This is a genomic window from Pseudomonadota bacterium (assembly GCA_010028905.1).
Lineage (GTDB): Bacteria > Vulcanimicrobiota > Xenobia > RGZZ01 > RGZZ01 > RGZZ01.
This window is the reverse complement of sequence record RGZZ01000536.1, coordinates 1-3132: the sequence shown is the minus strand read 5'-3', so window position 1 is coordinate 3132 and position 3132 is coordinate 1. Positions and strand designations below refer to the sequence as shown.

Sequence of the window (3132 nt, the reverse complement as noted above, 5' to 3'; positions counted from 1 at the left end):
AGGGGAGGCTGGGCGTTGTACACCAGCCACTGCCGGTTCGGATCGGTGGGTTCGATGAGGGGGATGCCGCCATCGCCGGACGAGGGCATCACCCAGCGCAGCGAGCCGTTCGAGAAGCCGTTCCCGTTGTCTTGGAATCCGGCCCAGGCGAAGGTGTTGGTCGGGTCGAGCGAGATGCCGTCCATCTGCAGGCAGGCGAGGTTGTGGAAGCCCGTGGTGTCGCTGCCGTTCAGGTCCGTCCACACCGCGCTGGGGAAGTTCCCCACGACCGAGGCGTTGGGGAGGCTGTAGAGCCCCCCGTCGCTGCAGCGCAGCAGGTTTGCGCTCGCGTCGAAGACGAGGGCATGATGATCGGGATGCGGAGAGCCGGCCAGCCCGCCGGTGATGGTGCCGAAGGCATCCCAGAAGCCCTCGGTGAGTCGTGTGGCGCTGGTGTAGGACGCGTTGGGGATGTTGATGCCGTCGACCCGGCACATCTCAATGCCCGCGATGTAGATGGTGATCGACGTGTAGAGGTCGACGGAGATGGCCTGGTTGTAGCCGGACTGCACCACCAGGTTGATGTCCTTGCCGCCACCCAGCGTGCTGCCGGTGTTCACGTCGAACAGCTTGCGCCAGGTCGCGCCGCTGTCGGTGGTTCTCCAGACGCCGCCGCTGGCCGTGCCGATGAGCCGCGTGGTGAGCCCCATGGGCAGCGCTGCCGTGAGACGGTCGCTCACGTTGCCAGCCAGCTGGTTCGCCGTGTACATGGGCTTCGGACCGCGCTCGATCCAGCTGCCGCTGAACGCGGGGGGAGGGCCGACGGCCAGCGCGGTCGACCCGCTCACGTCGCCCAGCGTGGCGGTCACCGTGGCGGTTCCCTGGTGCGCGCCCGTGGCGACGCCGCTGGCACTGATCGTGACTGCGGGCGACGAGCTGCTCCAGGTGACGAGACTCGACAGATCTTGCGTGGTGCTGTCGGTGAAGGTTCCCGCGGCCTTCATCTGCAGGGGCGTGTGCACGGTCACAGTGCCGTTGATGGGCGTCACGGTGAGCGCGACCAGGCGGGTGCTCGCGCTGGTCTGCGCAGACGCGGACGTGCTCGTGCCGCCTCCGGAGCTGCACCCGCCCAGCAGGGCGATCAGGGCGAGCAGCCCGCACACAGACTTGAAGCGCCGAGCGAGCGACGGTGCGCTGCGTGTAGGGTCGCGCATGGGGCGTGAGGGGGGGTGGCTCGATGATCTCGACACGTGAACAGAGACGCTCCTCAGATGCATGTTCCTGAGTTCGGTTCGCGTCTCGGTTCCACAGCCCTTTTCGCGGGGCGGGTCGACGGCCTTGCCTACGGCACGACGTCATCGGGGAGCGACGCCTTGTCGGGATCTTCTTCCTTTGGGGAATGGTCTGGCGCCTGTGCGTCTGGCAATGTGGAGTGCGGTGCTCGCCTCGGTTGCGATGCGTGCACCGAGATCACTCTACCTTTGTGCGAGGTTCCGGATGTCGATGTTCCTCAGATCTGCTCTTCCCATTCTGGTGATGACCGTGATGCTCACGGGTTGCATCAACGGTGCGCAGGTGAGACATCCGCAGCCTCCCGCGCCGTCCCCCACACCAGCCGCGTCGCCGACGACCACTGCGTCTCCCACGCCCACGCCCACGCCAACGCCGCCTCTGTCTCCCGCGCCAGCGGGGCTCGGCCCTGGCGTCACCCTGACGGCCAAGGACCTGTCGAACACGAATCTCAGGGGCATTGACTTCACGGGGGCGACCTTCACCAGCGTGACGTTTGCGGGCTCCGATCTCACGGGCGTCTCGTTCCGCAACGCGCGCCTCACGAGCTGCCAGCTCGTGTCGTGCAACCTCACGGGGGTCGATCTCACGGGAGCGGTCTTTGACGCCTGTCAGATGCCTTCGCTCAGCCTCGTCGGTTTCGGGCTCGTGGGCTTCACATCGGCTTCCTTCACGGCCTGCCAGCTCGTGTCGATCGACGCGCACGGCCTCTCCTTCCAGGGCATGCATCTCCAGAGCTGCCAGCTGGTGAGCTCGGATCTCCGCGGGTGCAACTTCACGGGCGCCAACTGCCAGGGATCGCAGTTCGTCGGCTCTGACTGCACCAGCGCCATCTTTGACAACGCGAACCTGCGCAACACCGACTTCACGCTGACCATCGTCGATGGCGCCACCGCCGTGGGCGCTGACCTTACGGGTGCCAAGGGCAATCTGCCCTGACGTCTTCGTGAGGCCCCCCGCGCGGGCGACATCATGTGGCGCACCCCTTGCTGTATGCTGAGCTCGAGAAGCACACACGATTCAGCGCACAGGAGGCGTGAATGGCGAGATCGCGGGTCGATGAGGTCCGGCACCTGCTCGGGCTTTTATGGAACAAGAAGATGGTCTGCGAGACCCCCGACGGTGCCATCGAGATCGCGCGGCGCGCGCTGTCGATGGCGCCGCCGACGAGCGTCTGGCGACGTCTCTGCCGCTATCGCCTGGCCCATCTGCTCATGCGCCTGCCCGACCCCCCGCTGCGCGAGATCGAGGGGCATCTGCGCGACGCGGCGTCCGAGCCCGCGCTGGGGCCTTTGCCGCCCTTGTTCCACCTGGCAGTGCTCAGCCGCCTCGAGGCGCCGGAGTCGCCCGTGCTCGAACAGGCCTACGCGGCGGCGCGCGACGCGGTGCTGAACCCCGTGCCCGAGTCTGAGCGGGTGAACACGAAATCGCAGAGCAGCCTGTTCACTCTCTTCGATCTGAGCACATGGTTCATGGGGCGATCGGCCCAGTCGCTGGCGGGGCGCTCGACCCGTGACACGCTCACGGTGGAGGGCCGGCGCAATGAGTTCGATGATCTGCGGGTGCACAGCGGGTTCGTGCTGCTCACCAACATCGAGACGCGCGAGTGGGTGCTCTACCCAGAGCGCGCGGCCGAGGCCGAGGGTCGCTCGCTGCTCGAAGGCCCCGGTCCGCGTCTCTTCCTCCGGCTCAGCCGCGATGCCGCCCCGCAGCACTGGGCAGACGGCCGGTGGAAGAGCTATGGCTCTGAGCGACAGCCCCGTCACGAGGAAGCCGGGCTTCTGGCGCTCGCCTTGCACGGCGACGCGTTCGAGAGCGATGCTGTGCGTCTCGTCCTCGAGCTCGATGACCTGGCGCCGGCCA

Annotated in this window: 3 protein-coding genes; 2 read left to right on the top strand and 1 reads right to left on the bottom strand. The window is 67.2% G+C overall.

All coding sequences use genetic code 11. The features are described 5' to 3' along the window. A partial coding sequence (locus EB084_22465; protein NDD31028.1) for a hypothetical protein occupies positions 1-1193 on the bottom strand: 1193 nt, incomplete at its 3' end. A gap of 361 nt (positions 1194-1554) precedes the next feature. Between EB084_22465 and EB084_22460 the strand changes: the two genes are divergently transcribed. Both EB084_22460 and EB084_22455 read left to right on the top strand, forming a co-directional pair. Further along, a complete protein-coding gene (locus tag EB084_22460; protein ID NDD31027.1) occupies positions 1555-2208 on the top strand; it encodes a pentapeptide repeat-containing protein in 654 nt (217 codons plus the stop codon). Positions 2209-2309: 101 nt separating this feature from the next. Then, the coding region (locus tag EB084_22455; protein NDD31026.1) for a hypothetical protein at positions 2310-3132 on the top strand (823 nt) is incomplete at its 3' end.